Annotated in this window: 15 protein-coding genes and 1 riboswitch; of the genes, 9 read left to right on the top strand and 6 right to left on the bottom strand. The window is 75.0% G+C overall.

The window, feature by feature from the left end; all coding sequences use genetic code 11:
• Positions 1-2: 2 nt before the first annotated feature.
• On the bottom strand, positions 3-542 hold the full coding sequence (locus ACI78Z_RS00425) for a DNA-directed RNA polymerase subunit alpha C-terminal domain-containing protein (RefSeq protein ID WP_457034532.1): 540 nt from the start codon (positions 540-542) through the stop codon (positions 3-5).
• Between the two features lie 88 nt (positions 543-630).
• Here ACI78Z_RS00425 and ACI78Z_RS00430 point away from each other — a divergent pair, with 88 nt between their 5' ends.
• Entirely contained in the window at positions 631-1,473 is an 843-nt protein-coding gene (locus tag ACI78Z_RS00430; protein WP_457034533.1) for an alpha/beta hydrolase, read from the top strand.
• A 391-nt stretch (positions 1,474-1,864) separates the two neighbouring features.
• Positions 1,865-2,704 (top strand): LysM peptidoglycan-binding domain-containing protein, encoded by an 840-nt coding sequence (locus ACI78Z_RS00435; RefSeq protein WP_457034534.1) that lies wholly within the window; start codon positions 1,865-1,867, stop codon positions 2,702-2,704.
• Positions 2,705-2,768: 64 nt separating this feature from the next.
• Here the strand turns inward: ACI78Z_RS00435 and ACI78Z_RS00440 are convergent, their stop codons facing one another.
• The 3 genes from ACI78Z_RS00440 to ACI78Z_RS00450 all read right to left on the bottom strand — a co-directional run bounded on the left by ACI78Z_RS00440 (position 2,769) and on the right by ACI78Z_RS00450 (position 4,664).
• Positions 2,769-2,921 (bottom strand): hypothetical protein, encoded by a 153-nt coding sequence (locus tag ACI78Z_RS00440; RefSeq protein ID WP_457034535.1) that lies wholly within the window; start codon positions 2,919-2,921, stop codon positions 2,769-2,771.
• A 199-nt stretch (positions 2,922-3,120) separates the two neighbouring features.
• Positions 3,121-4,158, bottom strand: coding sequence for an alpha/beta fold hydrolase (locus ACI78Z_RS00445; protein WP_457034536.1), 1,038 nt, complete (start codon positions 4,156-4,158; stop codon positions 3,121-3,123).
• A gap of 77 nt (positions 4,159-4,235) precedes the next feature.
• Positions 4,236-4,664, bottom strand: a complete 429-nt coding sequence (locus ACI78Z_RS00450) for a MarR family winged helix-turn-helix transcriptional regulator (protein ID WP_457034537.1) — start codon at positions 4,662-4,664, stop codon at positions 4,236-4,238.
• A 132-nt stretch (positions 4,665-4,796) separates the two neighbouring features.
• On the opposite strand from ACI78Z_RS00450, the gene ACI78Z_RS00455 reads away from it, so the two are divergent.
• The 7 genes from ACI78Z_RS00455 to ACI78Z_RS00485 all read left to right on the top strand — a co-directional run bounded on the left by ACI78Z_RS00455 (position 4,797) and on the right by ACI78Z_RS00485 (position 11,479).
• Positions 4,797-5,855 (top strand): substrate-binding domain-containing protein, encoded by a 1,059-nt coding sequence (locus ACI78Z_RS00455; protein WP_457034538.1) that lies wholly within the window; start codon positions 4,797-4,799, stop codon positions 5,853-5,855.
• A gap of 74 nt (positions 5,856-5,929) precedes the next feature.
• Positions 5,930-6,259: a zinc ribbon domain-containing protein gene (locus ACI78Z_RS00460; RefSeq protein ID WP_457034539.1), complete on the top strand. Its 330-nt coding sequence runs from the start codon at positions 5,930-5,932 to the stop codon at positions 6,257-6,259.
• Positions 6,260-6,262: 3 nt separating this feature from the next.
• Entirely contained in the window at positions 6,263-6,904 is a 642-nt protein-coding gene (locus ACI78Z_RS00465; protein WP_457034540.1) for an AmiS/UreI family transporter, read from the top strand.
• Between the two features lie 14 nt (positions 6,905-6,918).
• Positions 6,919-8,166: a formamidase gene (fmdA, locus tag ACI78Z_RS00470; RefSeq protein ID WP_457034541.1), complete on the top strand. Its 1,248-nt coding sequence runs from the start codon at positions 6,919-6,921 to the stop codon at positions 8,164-8,166.
• Between the two features lie 55 nt (positions 8,167-8,221).
• A complete protein-coding gene (locus ACI78Z_RS00475; RefSeq protein ID WP_457034542.1) occupies positions 8,222-9,376 on the top strand; it encodes an MFS transporter in 1,155 nt (384 codons plus the stop codon).
• Between the two features lie 142 nt (positions 9,377-9,518).
• Positions 9,519-9,671: riboswitch (cyclic di-AMP (ydaO/yuaA leader) on the top strand.
• Positions 9,672-9,953: 282 nt separating this feature from the next.
• Positions 9,954-10,802 (top strand): hypothetical protein, encoded by an 849-nt coding sequence (locus ACI78Z_RS00480; protein WP_457034543.1) that lies wholly within the window; start codon positions 9,954-9,956, stop codon positions 10,800-10,802.
• A 44-nt stretch (positions 10,803-10,846) separates the two neighbouring features.
• Entirely contained in the window at positions 10,847-11,479 is a 633-nt protein-coding gene (locus ACI78Z_RS00485; protein ID WP_457034544.1) for a class I SAM-dependent methyltransferase, read from the top strand.
• Between the two features lie 96 nt (positions 11,480-11,575).
• On the opposite strand, the gene phaZ is transcribed toward ACI78Z_RS00485, so the two are convergent.
• Complete coding sequence (gene phaZ, locus ACI78Z_RS00490) at positions 11,576-12,820, bottom strand: polyhydroxyalkanoate depolymerase (RefSeq protein ID WP_457034545.1); 1,245 nt, start codon at positions 12,818-12,820, stop codon at positions 11,576-11,578.
• A gap of 100 nt (positions 12,821-12,920) precedes the next feature.
• Positions 12,921-14,525 carry an acyl-CoA synthetase gene (locus ACI78Z_RS00495; protein WP_457034546.1) on the bottom strand — a complete coding sequence of 535 codons (1,605 nt, stop codon included), beginning with the start codon at positions 14,523-14,525 and terminating at the stop codon, positions 12,921-12,923.
• Positions 14,526-14,651: the final 126 nt, after the last annotated feature.

The raw sequence follows: 14,651 nt of genomic DNA on the forward strand, positions 1-14,651 counted from the left end.
CCCTACCTGCCGATCAGCTGCCGCAGCCGGCGGGCCGGGGCCCGGACCACGCGCAGCGCCAGCCGCACCGGCAGCGTCACGACGGCCGAGCCCACCTTCACACCGAGGCGGTACAGGTCGGCGTAGTCGGGCGGCCGGGGCGCGGTCGGTGTCGGGTCGGCCGGGGGTGGCGTGGCGGGCACGATCAGGTCGACCGTCGTCCGGCGGCGGGTGCTGCGCAGCGACTCGAACGACGGGATCCGCGGTGCGTCGGGCGACTCCTCGTCGTCGGCAGCGGACTCGGGGAAGGACAGCGGGGCGGGGTCCGGCTGCGACCGCCCGGTGGCGGGCAGCCGGCCGGGCGGCTCGGGGACGACGCGGCGGATCGCGGCGATGCTGCCCGGACCCAGCCCGTCCACCGCCTGGAGCTCGGCGCGGGTCAGCGCGGCGAGCTGCGCGGTGGTGGTGATCCCGGCCCGGGTCAGCGCGGTCACCGCCCGCGCGGGCAGGCCCAGGTCGCGGACGGTCCCCCCGGGCGCGCTCCCCGGCGACGTGGTCGGCATGGGTCCAACCTAGGGCCGGCCGGTGCGTGGCACCGGCCCAGGTCTCCTGCAGGATGCGCAGGCAGTCCGCACCGCGTAGGAGGCCCCGATGACCGCTGCCCGGCCCGTGCACGTCGAGGGCACTCTGCCCTCGGGGCAGTACCGCCAGGCCTGGACCGTCGCGGACCCGGTCGGCGCCGTCGTCCTGGTGCACGGGGCGCACGAGCACGGCGGCCGGTACCGGCACGTGGCCGGGACGCTGGCCGCCGCGGGCTACGCGGTGCACGCCGTCGACCACCCCGGCCACGGCCGCTCCCCGGGCCGGCGCGGCAACATCGGCAGCATGGCCGCCGCCGTCGACGGGGTCGCCGAGCTGGTGCGCCTGGCCGCAGCGGAGCACCCCGGCGTCCCGCTGTTCGTCTACGGGCACAGCCTGGGCGGGCTGATCGCCCTGCAGTACCTCACCGGGACGCCGGACGCCAGGGTCGCCGGCGCGGTCATCTCCGCGGCGGCCCTGGACACCAGCGCCGCGAACGTCGTCCAGCGGACCGTGGCGCCGCTGCTCTCCCGCGTCCTGCCCGACCTCGGCGTCCTGCAGCTGGACGCGGAGGCGGTCAGCCGGGACCCCGAGGTGGTCCGCGACTACCGCACCGACCCGCTCAACCACACCGGGAGGATGGTCGCCCGCACCGGCGCCGAGCTGATGGCCACCGCACTGGCCATGCCCCGGCGGCTGCCCTCGCTGACCATGCCGCTGCTCGTGCTGCACGGCACCGCAGACCGGCTCGTGCCGCCGGCCGCGAGCGAGGTCGTGCGCGCCCACGCCGGCTCCGCCGACCTCACGGTCACGGTCTACGAGGGGCTCTTCCACGAGCCGCACAACGAGCCGGAGAAGGAGCACGTGCTGGCCGACGTCGTCGCCTGGCTCGACGCCCACCGCACGGCGTCCTGACCTCGGCGTTCCCGCCGTGGCGGCCGCCAGTGGGCGCGCCGCGGGGCGGGGGAGTGACGACCGGTACACCGGCGTGACACGCCGCGCTGACCTGCGACTCGCCGCCCGTGAACGCAGATGTGAGCGGCGTCACGACGACAGTTCACATGACCACACGTAACGTTTTGTGTGCGCTCCGCAAACGAGAGAGCGCGGCGCCGGTCCGCCAAACCCTGCCCACCGGACGCCATCCGATCCCAGGGCAGGGGTGGGGGACCCACGACCACGGCGCGCCGGGCCTCGAGCGCACAGCTCGGGCACAGGCCGCCTCGGGGTGAAGCCGCGGACCGCGGCCGGGCACCGATCGCCCGAACCCGACAGCTCACCTCGCCGGCGGTGATCGGAGATCACCATGGCCAAGCACCGTGCACCCCGCTATGTCCGGACCAGGAAGGTCATCGCCAAGGCGCCCGTCGCCGCCGGCGCCACCGTCGTCGGGTTCGGCGTCCTGAGCGCTCCCTCCCAGGCCCTCGCCGGGACGACCGGTCCCCTCCCGACGCACGCCGTCGAGCTCCCCGCCGCGACGCCCGCCGCCGGTACCGTCGCCGCCGAGGCGGGCCACACCGTCGAGCGCGGAGAGACGATCGCGAAGATCGCCGCCGCCCACGGGCAGGCGTGGCGGGACCTGTACCAGCGCAACGCCGACGTCATCGGCGCGGACCCGAACCGGATCTTCCCCGGTCAGGTCCTCGTCGTGCCCGGCCCGGAGGCCACCGCACCGGCCGCCGCGGCCCCCGCCACGGGCTCGGTGGGCGCCTCCGTGCCCGCCGCCCCGGTGACCCCGCTCGCCGTGGCCGCTCCGGCTGCCGCCCCCGCTGCCACCAGCGCCACCGCGAGCATCAGCAACAGCGCCGGCGACGTGGCCCCGCAGGTGCAGGCCGCGGCGAACCGGGTGGTCAGCGAGGTGCCGGGCGCCGACTCGATCACCATCGGCGGCACCCGCGCCAGCGCGGCCGACCCGAACGGCCACCCGTCCGGCCTGGCGCTGGACTACATGGTCGGCTCCGACTCCGCCCTCGGCGACGCCATCGTGGCGTTCCACATCGCCCACTGGGACGAGCTGGGCGTCGAGTACGTCATCTGGCAGCAGCGGATCCTGACCTCGCCGACCGGCGCGTGGAAGGCCATGGCCGACCGCGGCAGCGCCACGGCGAACCACATGGACCACCCCCACGTGAACTACCTCGGCTGAGTCCGGCCCGCGCGCCGAGCGGCCCTCCACCCCTGCGGGTGGGGGGCCGCTCGGCGTCCCGGGGTCAGAGCAGCCGGTCGAGGTCGTCCGGGCCCGGCCCCGTGCCGCCGGAGTCGCGCAGCGGAGAGGTCTCGGGCAGGTCCTCCTCGGGGGGCTCGGCTGCGACCGGCCCCTCCGAGTACAGGGTGCTCGGGTCCTGCGGGTCCATCTCGCTCATGGGGGGTGGGTGCCCCGCCGGGCCCGGCAGAACCGTCGGCCGGCATCGAGACGTCCTAGACATCTGTTGCGGAACGGATCCGTCGCCCGCATGCTCTTCCTCGGGCGGAGCCCCGGGAGCGTCCTGGGCGAGCTCCGCCCGCCAGCTTCGGCAGGGGCGTGCGCCGGTCGTCCGCAGGAGGCGACGGTGCGGCGGGCGCTCAGGCGGGACGGTCGAGGAGCTCCGCCAGCGTCCGGTCGATGAAGGCGTTGTCGGCGGCGTTCATCCCGAGTCCGGCGAAGTGCCCCCAGATGGTGTCGATGACCCGGACCTCGCCCTGGGCGATGAACTGGGAGGCCCACTGCTCGTCCTCCGGCGGGAAGTACAGGTCGGTCCGCGCGGGCATGGCCACGAGGGGGCAGCGGATGGAGCGCAGCGCCGCCTCGGTGTCCCCGTCGAAGCCCGGCGTCCGGCCGACGTCGCCGTGCTCCCAGGTCCACAGCATCGCGAGCAGGTTGTTGGGGTCCCGGTCCCGGTCGAGCCAGAACCCCTCCCAGAAACCGACCAGGAAGTCCTCGAGCGAGGAGTACCCCGTCTCGCGGTAGCCCCGCTGCCAGTAGAAGGCCTGGGACAACCCCCACCCGGCGTAGATCCGCGCGAACGCGCGCATGCCGGCCGTGGGTCGTGCGTCGGCGGTGTACTGACCGCCCCGGAACGCCGGGTCGAGCGAGAGCGTGGCCCGCAGGCTCTTCAGGAACACCTGGTTGTGCTCGCTCGTGCGGCTCGAGCCGACGATGGGCGCGGCACGCTTGACCATCTCCGGGTGGCTGACCGCCCACTGGTAGGTCTGGCCGGCGCCCATGGAGGACCCGAGCACCAGCTCGATCGACTCGATGCCCCACTGCTCCGTCAGCAGCCGGTGCTGGGCCTCGACCTGGTCGTAGAAGGTGATCGGCGGGAAGTGCGGCCCGTCGAACGGCGGTGGCGTGGTGCTCGGCGAGGTCGACAGGCCGTTGTTGAGCTGGTTCGGGACGACGATGAAGTACCGCTCCGGGTCGCAGGCCAGCCCCGGGCCGATCGACCACTCGTTGGCGTCGTGCCAGGCGCTGAACCAGGTCGGGTGCACGATCACGTTGGACCGGTCGGCAGCCAGGGTCCCGTACGTCTTGTAGGCGAGCTGCGCGCCCCGCAGCGTCCCGCCGCTCTGCAGCGGCAGGTCACCGAGGTCGAACAGCTGGGAGTCCGTCGGAGCCGGCACGAGAGATTCCTTCCACGTGGAAGTTTCCCGTCAGCCTGCCCGCACCTCCGCGGGGAGCGCAACCTGGCGCGTCCCGGTCAGGGAGTGGCCAGTCGCTCCAGCAGCCGGCGGAGGGTGCGTGTCTCCCCGTCGGACAGGGCGGCGAGTCCGTCGCGTTCGGCCTCGGCGATCCGCGGGCCCAGCGACCGGCACAGCGCCCGGCCGCGGTCGGCGGAGTGCACGACGACGCGGCGGCGGTCGCTCGCGTCGACGTTGCGGTAGAGCAGCGAGCGCTCGACCAGGCGGTCCACGATCCGGGTCAGGGTGGGCCCGGAAACCCGGGTGCGGCCGCTCAGATCCGTCATGGACAGCGGTCCGCGCTCGGCCAGGGTGTGCAGCACCCGCCACTGGTCCAGGGTGAGGTCGGTGTCGGCGAGGATCTCCTCGACGCGTGAGGTCAGCCCGGAGGCGACCTGCTGGAGCAGGTCGACGTGGGGCAGCGAGCCCTCCGACGTCTCCTGCCGCATGTCCGCTCTCCTCGGCCGGGACCCTTCCCATGGCCAGGGCAGGTCAGCATAGTGATCCCCTACTCGGGCCGATTCTCGCAGAGGTCCGGGACGTCCCGCTGCTCTGCCGCGCCGTCCACGCCTGGGGGGTCGATGCGCCGTCGGTCCGCGGAGGTCGCGCGGGTCGGGCTGGTGGTGCCCCTGCAGGGCCCGGCCGGCCTCTTCGGCCCGTCCTGCGAGGCCGTCGCGGCGACGGCGGTGCGGACCATCAACGCCTCGGGGGTCCTCGGCCGGGAGCTGGCCGTCGAGGTCATCGACGGCGGCGCGCCACCGGGGCAGGTGGGGGCCGCCGTGGGCCGGTTGATCGACGCCGGGCGGATCGACGCGGTGACCGGCTGGCACATCTCGGCGGTCCGGCACGCCGTCGCGCCCGTGACCGCGGGGAGGATCCCCTACGTCTACACGTCGCTGTACGAGGGCGGGGAGTCACGGCCGGGCGTCTTCTGCTCCGGGGAGACGCCCGCCCGGCAGATCGCACCGGCGCTGCGCTGGCTGCGGGACGTGTGCGGCGTGCGGCGGTGGTTCGTGGTGGGCGACGACTACGTCTGGCCCCGTGCGTCGGTCGAGGTCACCCGGGAGTTCGCCCGGCGACTGGACCTGCAACTGGTCGGCACGGCCTACGTGCCACTGGGGACCGACGACTTCCGGGGGGTGGTCGAGCGCATCCGGGCCAGCGACGCCCAGGGGGTGCTGCTGTACCTCGTGGGGCAGGACGCCGTCCAGTTCAACCGGGTGTTCGCCGAGCACGGACTGCAGGAGGGGTTGATCCGCTTCACCCCGCTCATGGAGGAGAACATGCTCCTGGCCAGCGGGGACGACGCGACGCGGAACCTCTTCGTCTGCGCCTCCTACTTCCGGTCCCTGGCCACTGCTTCGGCGCTGGAGCTCTGCGGCGCCTACGCCGAGCAGCACGGTCCCGACGCGCCGCCGCTGAACAACATGGCGGAGTCCTGCTACGAGGGCCTGATGACCCTCACCTCGCTCGCGGAGCGCGCCGGCAGCCTCGACGTCCGCCGGATGCTCGCCGTCGCCGACGGGCTGGGCTACGACGGGCCGCGCGGTCCGGTGTCCTTCACCGGCAACCACCTCCAGCAGCGGGTCCACCTGGCCGTGGCCGACGGCTACGACTTCGACGTCCTCGCCACGCTGTAGCGGCGGCCCAGCTCAGCTCCTCTTGACAGTTCCTTTCAGGTGAATAAGTTCTACCTGAAAGGAATGGAGGAGTCATGGCCACGTACGTGTTCCGGTGCCCCACCTGCGCGGTGTTCGAGGTGGTGGTGCCGATGTCCGCGGTCCGCCCGACGCACCCCTGCCCGACGTGCGCGGGCGAGGCCGGCCGGGTGTGGACCGCACCCGCCCTGGCGTCGACACCCGCCGCGCTGCACCGCGCGATGGCGACCGCCGAGGCGAGCGCCGAGGCGCCGCAGGTGGTCCGCTCCATCCCCGCCGGGAAGCCCCGGCCGCGGAGCCGCCGGTGGAGTCCCACGACCGGCGCCACCCCCGTGAACGCGGCGCACCGCCCCGCGGGCCCGCACCCCTCGCTGCCGCGCTGGTGACCCGTGGGCGCCGTCGGACTGCTCTACGTCGGTGCCGTGCTGGTGGTCAACGGCGTCATGCTGCTGGGGCACGTGAGCCCGGCCGGCGCAGCACCGCTGAACCTCTTCGTCGGCGCGCTCCAGGTGGTCACGCCGACCTACCTCATCATCGCCGCGGACGGCGACCCGGCGCAGATCGCGCTCGCCGCCGGGCTCTACTACTTCGGCTTCACCTACCTGTGGGTGGGGATCAACGGCATCACCGGCTGGCCGGGCGAGGGGCTCGGCTGGTTCTCCCTGGTCGTGGCCGCGGCCGCCGTGGGGTTCGCCGTCCACTCCTGGACGGCGGTCGGTGACCGGACCTTCGGCGTCATCTGGCTGCTGTGGGCGGTCCTGTGGTTCGGCTTCTTCCTGCTGCTGGCCCGGCGCAAGGACCACCTCACCGGCGCGGTCGGCGTCCTGGCCCTGGGCGAGGGACTGCTCACGGCCGCCGTCCCGGCCTTCCTGATCATCACCGGCTGGTGGAGCGACTCGCTCGCCACGGCCCTCGTCGTCGCCGTCCTCGGGGTGCTCCTGCTCGCCGCCAGCGCCCCGCTCGGCCGGACCCTGTCCGCCCCCGCTCGTCCCACCCCCGCCCGGCCCGGTGCCGCACCGGGCGCCCAGTGAGAGGAAACCGCGCCATGCCCGATGTCGTGTTCAGCGTCGACCAGAACAAGTCCATGCGGGACCAGGCCGTCCCCGGCCACAACCGCTGGCACCCGGACATCCCGCCGGCGGTCACCGTCCGGCCGGGGCAGGACATCCGGGTGGAGTGCAGGGAGTGGACCGACGGCCAGATCGGCAACAACGACTCGGCCAACGACGTCCGGGACGTCGACCTGTCCCACGCGCACATGCTCTCCGGGCCCATCGCCGTGGAGGGGGCCGAGCCGGGCGACCTGCTGGTCGTCGACATCCTCGACCTCGGTCCGGTGCCGCAGGTCCAGGGCCCCAACTGCGGGGAGGGCTGGGGCTACTCGGGCATCTTCGCGAAGGTCAACGGCGGCGGGTTCCTCACCGACTACTACCCGGACGCGTACAAGGCCATCTGGGACTTCCGGGGCCAGAAGTGCACCTCCCGCCACGTCCCCGGCGTCGAGTACACGGGCATCACGCACCCCGGGCTGTTCGGCACGGCGCCGTCGGCGGACCTGCTGGCGCGCTGGAACGCCCGCGAGCGGGCGCTGATCGCGACCGAGCCCGACCGGGTGCCGCCCCTGGGGCTGCCGCCGCTGCCGGACAACGTCCTGGGCGGCACGGCCGGCGGCGACCTGCTCGCGGCGATCGGCCGGGACGGCGCCCGCACCGTCCCGGCGCGGGAGAACGGTGGCAACCACGACATCAAGAACTTCACCCGCGGCAGCCGGGTCTTCTACCCGGTGTACGTCGACGGCGCGCTGCTGTCCGGAGGGGACCTGCACTTCAGCCAGGGGGACGGCGAGATCAACTTCTGCGGCGCCATCGAGATGGGCGGCTTCATCGACTTCCACGTCGACCTCATCAAGGGCGGCATGGAGACCTACGGCGTCACCACCAACCCCATCTTCATGCCGGGCCGGGTGGAGCCGCGCTACTCGGAGTTCCTCACGTTCATCGGCGTCTCGGTCGACCACCGCGACGACACCAACGTCTACATGGACGCGACGCTGGCCTACCGCAACGCCTGCCTCAACGCCATCCGCTACCTGGAGAAGTGGGGCTACACGGGGGAGCAGGCCTACCTGATCCTCGGCACCTCGCCGATCGAGGGCAGGATCGGCGGGGTGGTGGACATCCCCAACGCCTGCTGCTCGGTCTTCCTGCCGACGGAGATCTTCGACGAGGACATCCGGCCCGGCGGCCGGGGTCCCCAGCGCCGGGACCGAGGGCAGGTCTGCGTCACCTCCTGACCGGGCAGCCGCCGGCGGGCGCGGGCGGACGCCGGTCCGCCCGCGCCCCGTCGCGGTGACCCGGGACCCCGCAGGCGGGCCGGGGACGGTCCGCCTGGTCGCCTCCGGCGTGCTGGCCAACCTCGCGGTCGGGACGCTGTTCGCCTGGAGCCTCGTGGCGTCCCCGGTGGTGGCCGCCGTCGGGGCGCCGCGGGGCAGCGGCCCGGCCGTGTTCGCGCTCGCCCTCGGCGTGTTCACCCTGGTCCTGCTCGGCGTGGGCCGCCTGCTGGCGCGGGTGGGACCACGCCGGCTGCTCGCCGCGGCGGCCCTCTCCGCGGGAGCGGGGTTGGGGGTGACCGCCGCGGTGCCGTGGCGCGGCGCCCCGTGGCTGGGGGTGGGCCTGCTGTTCGGTGCGGCCAACGGGCTGGCCTACGGCGTCGCGGTCGCCCTCGCCTCCCGCGTGCCCGCTGCCCGCCGTGGCACGGCCAGCGGCCTGGTGGTCGGCGCGTACGCGGCCGGGCCGGTGCTGCTCGGCCTGCTGTCCCCGCACGTCCTCCCGGCGGTCGGCTGGCGGACCTGCCTCGCCGTCCTGGCCGTGGTCGTCGCCGGGTTGCTCGCCCTCGCCGCCGCCCTCGTCCCGGGCGGAGCGGGGATGGACCGGCACCCCGGTCCCCCGGGGGAGCCGGTGCCGAGGACGACGGTGGGCGCCCTGTGGGTCCTCTTCGCCGGGGGTGCCGCGCCCGGCCTGGTGGTGTTCGCCGTCGCCGCACCGCTCGCCTCCGCCTCGGGCCTGGGTGCCGGGGCCGCGGGCGCGGCGGTCTCCCTGCTGGGCCTGGGCAACCTGGCCGGCCGCCTCGGCGCGGGCTGGTGGTCGGACCGGGTCGGGCGCGTCCCCGCCCTGGCGACCGCGCTCGCCACCACCGCGGTCGCCCTCGCCGGGCTCGCCGTGGAGGTCGCGCCCGTCGTCGTCCTGACCGCTCTCCTCGTCGTCGGGCTGGCCTACGGGGCGGTCTCCGCGCTGGTCCCGGCCCTGACGGCCGACCGGGTGGGCCCCCGGGCCTTCCCGGCGGCCTACGGCCGGGTCTTCACCTCGTGGGGGTGTGCCGGTCTGCTGGCACCCCTCCTCGGCGGCGGGGTGACCGACGACGCGGGTCCCCAGCCCGGACTGCTCTGGCTCACCGTCCCGCTCGTCCTCGCCGCGGCCGCGCTGACCGCCGTCGGTCGCAGGTGACCCCTACACCCTCCGGCCTGCGATCCGGGGGGTGGGCGACGCGTGTCACCTGACGAATCCGCGGCCGCGGATTGTCACAGCTGCATAACGCCAGCTACCGTCGAGGAGTCCGGTCGGTCGTCACGCCCCCACAGGGGTGCCCGAGCGGGCGCCGCCGAGTCGCCCTCAGGGGCGAGCCGGGGACCCATCGCAGTACTGGGGTGAATCCCGCTCCTGGACGCACGTCCGGGGGCAGGTAGGGCTGCTTCCCGCCCGAACCCGTCAGCTAACTCGGTAGGCGGCTCACGGAAGAAGTGGAGAGCCGCCGGATGGCGTGCCCGCGCCCTGACGCACCGCCCCGCCGGCCCCGGATCCCGGAGCGCCCGCGCACCTGATCGCACGCGACCGTCCGCAGCGACGCCGCCCGCGGGTCCACCGAGCTCCGAGCACCTCCGCTCGACCGGCCCCTCGCCGCTTCCCCGGTGCGCCCGCACAGGCCTCGCCGCCGCACGGCCGCAGCCCCGCTGCCCGCAGACCGCCGCAGACCCGCGCGCCCTCGAGCGCCGCTGCGCCCGCACCCCCGGAGAACGCGAACCCCATGGACCGCCGCACCACCACCTCGGGCCGTCCCGCCCGCTCCCGCCGTCGTCCCGCCCTGTACCTGGGGATGGCCACGACCGGCGCCGTCCTGGCCGCCGTCGTCGTCGGCCCCGAGCCGGCCGCGCAGGCCGAGGCCGCGCCGGCGGGGACGGTCGGCGTCGCCCAGGAGCTCGGGCTGACCGCCCGGTCCGGCCCCGTCGACGTGACCGCCGAGCTGCAGCCGCTGCAGGACCTCGCCGCCAGCCGCAGCAGCCGCGAGGCCGCCGCAGCCGCCGCCCAGCAGGCCCAGGCCGCCGCCGACCAGGCGGTGCTCGACCGGCAGAAGGCCGAGGCCGAGGCGAAGGCGAAGGCGGAGGCCGAGGCCGCCGCGCGGGCCGCCGCCGAGGCCGAGGCCGTGGCCGCCGCCGCGGAGACCGCGGCCGCGCAGGCCGGGGAGGCCGCTCCTGCGGCGGCCGCCCCCGGGGTCGCCGCCGCGGCCGGCACGGTCGCGCGAATCACGAACTCCGCGGGCGCCGTCGCGGCGGTGGTGCAGGCCGCGGCCAACGCCGTCGTCAGCAACGTGCCGGGCGCCGACTCGATCACCCTGGGCGGCACCCGGCCCAGCGCCGCCGACCCGGGCGGTCACCCGTCGGGCCTGGCACTGGACTACATGGTCATGTCGGACTCCGCGCTCGGCGACGCGATCGTCGAGTACCACATCGCCCACTGGGACGAGCTCGGCGTGGACTACATCATCTGGCAGCAGCGGATGCTGTCCTCGCCCGGGGGCGCCTGGAAGGCGATGGCGGACCGGGGCAGCGCGACGGCCAACCACATGGACCACCCGCACGTGAACTACCTGGGCTGACCCCGGCACGGTTCGGCACGGTGCCGCCCGGGCACGACCGCACGATGCCGACCAGGTCCCCCCGCTCCGTCCCCCCGACCTACGTCGACGCCAACCGGCTGTGGGTGGACTCGCGCGTCCGCGCGCTGGTGCAGCGCCGCGTCGAGGCGCCCGTCCTGCTGCGGCTGGGTGGCCGGGTGCCCGGCGGCCGGGTGCTCGAGCTCGGCACCGGGCGCCGGGGCACCGGGCTGCGCCTGGCGCTCGGGGTCTTCGGAGCCGCGCACGCCGACGGCGTCGAGCGCCACGACGCGAGCGTCGCGGCGTGCCGGGAGGCGGTGCGCGACCTGGCCGGCCGGGTCGACGTGCAACGCGGCGACGCGACGGCGCTGGCCGCGCCGGACGGCTCCTACGACGCGGTCTTCGGCTACCACGTGCTGCACCACGCCGACGCCTGGCGGGACGTCGTCGGCGAGGCGGCCCGGGTGCTGCGCCCCGGCGGGCGGTTCTACTCGTGCGAGATGACGGCGCGTTTCGTCGACAGCCGGCCGCTGCGGGCGGTCTCCCGGCACCCCGCCGACGGCGACCGCCCGACCGCGGACGGCGTCGCCGCCGCCTGCCGGGCGGCGGGGCTGACCGTCGTCGGCCAGGAGACGCGCCTCGCCGGCTGCTGGACGGCGCTCGTCGCGACCCGCCCGTGAGCCGGCGCCCCCCGCGCCGCCTGCACCGCCGCTGACGGCGCCACGCCCTGAGCCGGGCCGACCTCCCCGGTGGCGGCCCGGCTCAGGAGCGGCTGGTCAGCCGGCCGGGACGGGGGTGTGCGCGTCCTCCTGCTCGGCGATGAAGGACCGGACCACCGGGTAGATCTCGGCCTCCCAGCGGGAGCCGGCGAAGACGCCGTAGTGGCCCACGCCCTGCTGCAGGTGGTGGCGCCTGCGCTCCTCCGGGAGCCCGGTGCACAGCGCGTGCGCCGCCTCGGTCTGGCCGGGGGAGCACATGTCGTCCTGGGCACCCTCGACGGTGAGCAGCGCGGTCCGCTCGATGGCGGACAGGTCGACCCGCTGCCCGCGCCAGGTGAAGGTCCCGCGGGGCAGGGCGTGCTCCATGAAGACGTGCTGCAGCGTCTCCAGGTAGAACTCCGCGGGCACGTCCATGACCGCGCCGTACTCGTCGTAGAAGGCCCGCTTGTCGGCCGCCGTCACCTCGTCGCCGGCGACCATGGCCCGGTACATCGCCAGGTGGGCGTTCAGGTGCCGCCGCGGGTTCATCGACATGAACGCCGTCAGCTGGGCGACCCCGGGGTAGACCCGCCGGCCGGCCCCGGCGTACTGCGCCGGGACGGGGGTGGTCAGCAGCCGCTCGAACAGCGCGAGCGGGTGGCGACCGGCGTTGTCGTTGACCCGGTTGGGGTTGACCCGGGTGTCGACGGGCCCGGCCATCAGCGTGACGCTGCGGGGCTGGGCGGGGTCGCCGGCGGCCGCGAGCACGGCGACGGCCGCGAGCACCAGCGGCGACGGCTGGCACACGGCCAGCACGTGGGTGTCCGGGCCGAGGTGCCGCAGCGCCTGCAGGACGTGGTCGATGTACTCGTCCAGCCCGAACCGGCCCGCCGCCACCGGGACGTCCCGGGCGTTGTGCCAGTCGACGACGTACACGTCGTGGTCGGCCAGCAGCGTGCGGACCGTGGGCCGGAGCAGCGTGGCGAAGTGCCCGGAGATCGGGCCCACCACCAGCACCTGCGGTTGGCCGGCGACGTCGGGCTTGACGAAGTGCAGCACGTCGGCGAAGGGCGTGGACAGCACCGGCTCCACGGCCACCTCGGCCGCCCGCCCGTCGACGTCCACGGAGTCGATGCCCCACTCGGGGCGGACGTGCGTGGGCCGGGCGTCGGCGACGATCCGGCAGGCGGCCCGCACCCGGCGGGCACCGGGCAGGGCCGCCAGCGGTGCCGGGAGGGCCTCCAGGGCCCGCGCGGTGATCGCCGACGTGGTGCGGGCCGGAGCGGTCAGCCGCTGCTGCCACTGGTAAGCGGTGTAGAGCACAGGTCGCCCCTCGGGATGCGTGGGTGTGTGGTCCGCGCCACACGTACCCGACGGTAACGGACGCCTCCGGGAGGGGCCCGGCGGGACGCGCCGGGCCCGGTCAGCCGGCCAGGTCCGCGTAGGTCGTCCGCAGCTCGCGCTTGAGGATCTTGCCGCTGGCGTTCTTCGGCAGGGCGTCGGCGACGGTCACGTACCGCGGGGTCTTGTAGCCGGCCAGCCGCTCCCGGCAGAAGCGGACGAGCTCGTCGGGGTCGACCGCCCGTCCCTCCCGGGGGACGACGACCGCGGCGACGGCCTCGATCCAGGTCGGGTGCGGGATGCCGAAGACGGCGGTCTCCGCGACGGCGGGGTGCTGGTAGAGCACCTCCTCGACCTCGCGGCTGGCGACGTTCTCCCCGCCGGTCTTGATCACGTCCTTCTTGCGGTCGACCACGGTGATGTAGCCGTCCTCGTCCATCACGCCGAGGTCGCCGCTGTGGAACCAGCCGTTGCGGAAGGCCTCGGCGGTCTTCTCCGGGTCGTTCCAGTAGCCGGCGGTGGCGTGCGGGCTGCGGTGCACGATCTCGCCCTCGACGCCGGGGCCCACCGGCCGGTCGGCGTCGTCGACGATCCGGGTCTCGCTGTTGACGACGGCGGTGCCGGCCGACCCGGGCTTGCGCAGCTGGTCCTCCGGCGACAGCACGAGGGCGACCGCGGACATCTCGGTCTGCCCGTAGAAGTTGAACAACGCCATGTCGGGCAGCCGTCGGCGGAGCTCCTCGACGACGGCCACCGGCATGATCGACGCGCCGTAGTAGCCGGTGGCCAGCGAGGACAGGTCCCGGCGGTCGAAGTCGGGGTGGCGCAGCAGTGCGATCCACACCGTCGGCGGGCAGAACAGGCTGGTCACCCGCTCCCGCTCGACGGTCTCGAGGACCGTCGACGGGTCCGGCCCGCCGAGGACCACGTTCGTCCCGCCCAGGTACAGGTTCGGCACGAGGAAGCAGTGCTGGGCCGCGACGTGGAACAGCGGCAGCGCGTGCAGGGCGACGTCCCGGGCGGTGTAGCGGCCGTCGACGATGCAGCTGACGTACTGGGCGATCAGGCTGCGGCTGGTCATCATCGTGCCCTTGGGTCGCGACTCGGTCCCGCTCGTGTACATCAGCTGCAGCACGTCGTCGTCGGCGACGTCCACCTGCGGCGGGGTGGCGTCGTCGTGCGCGGCCCAGGTCTCGAACGCCTCCCAGCCGGCGGGCAGGCGCGGGGAGGGCTGGGAGGCGGTGGCGCCCAGGACGCCGCGGACGCGGATGGCGGACGAGCGCCCGGCCTGCTCGATCGCCGCCTGCGCCACGGGCAGGAGTGCGGACTCGGCGACGACGCCGGTCGCCCCGGAGTGCTCGAGGATGTAGGCCACCTCGCCGGCCTGGAGCATGAAGTTCACCGGGACGGCGATCGCCCCCAGCCGCGCGAGGGCGAAGGTGAGCACCACGTACCCGTCGTCGTTGTGGGACAGCAGCGCCACCCGGTCGCCCCGCGCCACGCCGCGGGCGGTGAGCGCGTTGGCGGTGCGGTCGACCACGGTGTCGAGCTCGGCGTAGGTGTACGAGCGGTCGCGGTAGCGCAGGGCCGTCTTCCCCGGCACCCGCGCCGCGGAGCGCCGCAGCAGGTCACCGAGCGCGTGCCGGCGGGCCCGGGTGATGGTGCTGGTCAGCGTCTCGTCGAACACGCTCGTCTCCTCGGGCTCGGCCGTCTCGCGGGAGGGCCCTACAGTGAGCCCGGCCACAAACTATTCGGACGTCCGACCATCCGGTAGCCGCCGGCGACCGGTGCGGGCCGGCGCGCGACGAGGCAC

Source organism: Geodermatophilus sp. SYSU D01176, from assembly GCF_054050015.1.

Coding starts and splice junctions, on each gene's coding strand:
- ACI78Z_RS00425 (WP_457034532.1), bottom strand. CDS start 542: ATGCCGACCACGTCGCCGGGGAGCGCGCCCGGGGGGACCGTCCGCGAC.
- ACI78Z_RS00430 (WP_457034533.1), top strand. CDS start 631: ATGACCGCTGCCCGGCCCGTGCACGTCGAGGGCACTCTGCCCTCGGGG.
- ACI78Z_RS00435 (WP_457034534.1), top strand. CDS start 1,865: ATGGCCAAGCACCGTGCACCCCGCTATGTCCGGACCAGGAAGGTCATC.
- ACI78Z_RS00440 (WP_457034535.1), bottom strand. CDS start 2,921: ATGAGCGAGATGGACCCGCAGGACCCGAGCACCCTGTACTCGGAGGGG.
- ACI78Z_RS00450 (WP_457034537.1), bottom strand. CDS start 4,664: ATGCGGCAGGAGACGTCGGAGGGCTCGCTGCCCCACGTCGACCTGCTC.
- ACI78Z_RS00455 (WP_457034538.1), top strand. CDS start 4,797: ATGCGCCGTCGGTCCGCGGAGGTCGCGCGGGTCGGGCTGGTGGTGCCC.
- ACI78Z_RS00460 (WP_457034539.1), top strand. CDS start 5,930: ATGGCCACGTACGTGTTCCGGTGCCCCACCTGCGCGGTGTTCGAGGTG.
- fmdA (WP_457034541.1), top strand. CDS start 6,919: ATGCCCGATGTCGTGTTCAGCGTCGACCAGAACAAGTCCATGCGGGAC.
- ACI78Z_RS00480 (WP_457034543.1), top strand. CDS start 9,954: ATGGACCGCCGCACCACCACCTCGGGCCGTCCCGCCCGCTCCCGCCGT.
- ACI78Z_RS00485 (WP_457034544.1), top strand. CDS start 10,847: ATGCCGACCAGGTCCCCCCGCTCCGTCCCCCCGACCTACGTCGACGCC.